This is a genomic window from Weissella sp. DD23 (genome assembly GCF_001579105.1).
In the GTDB taxonomy this organism is placed as follows: domain Bacteria; phylum Bacillota; class Bacilli; order Lactobacillales; family Lactobacillaceae; genus Weissella; species Weissella cibaria.
On record NZ_KQ970415.1, the window covers coordinates 1 to 1,294 of the forward strand.

The 1,294-nt window shown below is 48.3% G+C and carries 2 protein-coding genes; both read left to right on the forward strand.

Annotated features, from left to right (window positions below; all coding sequences use genetic code 11):
- Positions 1-511, forward strand: a 511-nt coding sequence (locus WEIDD23_RS11905; protein WP_062359090.1) for an ECF transporter S component, incomplete at its 5' end; no start/stop codon positions are given.
- Positions 512-725: 214 nt separating this feature from the next.
- A partial coding sequence (locus WEIDD23_RS11910; protein ID WP_062359091.1) for a VIT1/CCC1 transporter family protein occupies positions 726-1,294 on the forward strand: 569 nt, incomplete at its 3' end.

The window sequence follows — 1,294 nt, forward strand, 5'->3', positions numbered from 1 at the left end:
CTTTGCAATCGGGGCAGCGGTGACGATTATTACCTTTACGGTGGCCATTGGGGCAATGGTCTTGGGGCCTAAGACCGGGGCGCTACTTGGTTTTATTTGGGGCGCTTATTCGTTGTGGCATGCCTGGACATCGGTGCCTAGTATCGGGGCGCTAATCTTCCGTAATCCAATTACCGCCATTGCGCCTCGCATGCTAGTTGGGTTCATTATTGGTTATCTTTACTGGCGTTTTGTGAAGGAACGTCCAATTGCGCAACAATCAGCCTGGTTGGTTGGCCTAGGTGCGCTATCGGCTTTCATTAATACCGCGTTAGTTTTGAGTCTGACCTGGATTGGGTTCAAAGTGATGAATACGTCATTTACTGGTATTCCTGACTCAGGCTTGGCAAACTGGTTAATTATTTCAATCGCTGGCTTTAATGGCATTTTTGAAATGATTGTCGGTGCTATCTTAGTACCGTTGATTGGGATCCCGGTGCTAACTGCGTTTAATCGGCGTACCCAACAGTAACGTTAAATATTGACTAGCTGTTTCATCCTTTAAAAGCCGCCAATCTCCCGATTTAAAATCGGAGGATTGGCGGCTTTTAAACTTGTGCCGAAAGGCTGACCCCTTAATGTAACGCGAACTGACCCACTCTCTTTCCCTTACTTTAAGTCATATAAACAAATTCTTCGCGTTGGTGTAAACTTATAAGTGACATTCTGAACAAGGGGAAGAGTAAATGACAGATAAACAAACATTGGCCCAACGAAACAATTTAATTCGTGCGGCCGTCATGGGAGCGAATGATGGTATTTTGTCTGTTTCAGGGATTGTAATCGGAGTGGCTGGGGCGACCACGAATTCGTTTGCCATTTTTATCGCTGGTTTTGCGGGGGCACTCGCAGGCACGGTGTCGATGGCGATGGGGGAATACGTGTCTGTCCACTCACAAAATGATGCCCAAGTGAAAGCCGAAGAGACGCAAACCCAAGCTTTAAAGACGGATTACGCGACCGAGTTTGCGTTTGTGCAACAAAAGTATATGAATCAAGGCATTTCAACTGATTTGGCCGCCCAGGCAACCCGCGAAATGATGGCGAAAGATGCCTTAGGAACAACGGTTCGCGAACGCTATGGCTTTACGCTTCATCATGAAGTGTCGGCGATTGGGGCAGCGGTGGCCTCAATGATCGCCTTTCCATTGGGCTCAGTCTTGCCAATGTTGGCGATTACGTTGTTGCCACCACACGTCCGCGTACCAGCAACGGCGGGGGCCGTTTTAATTGCGTTGGCGTTCACAGGTTACGC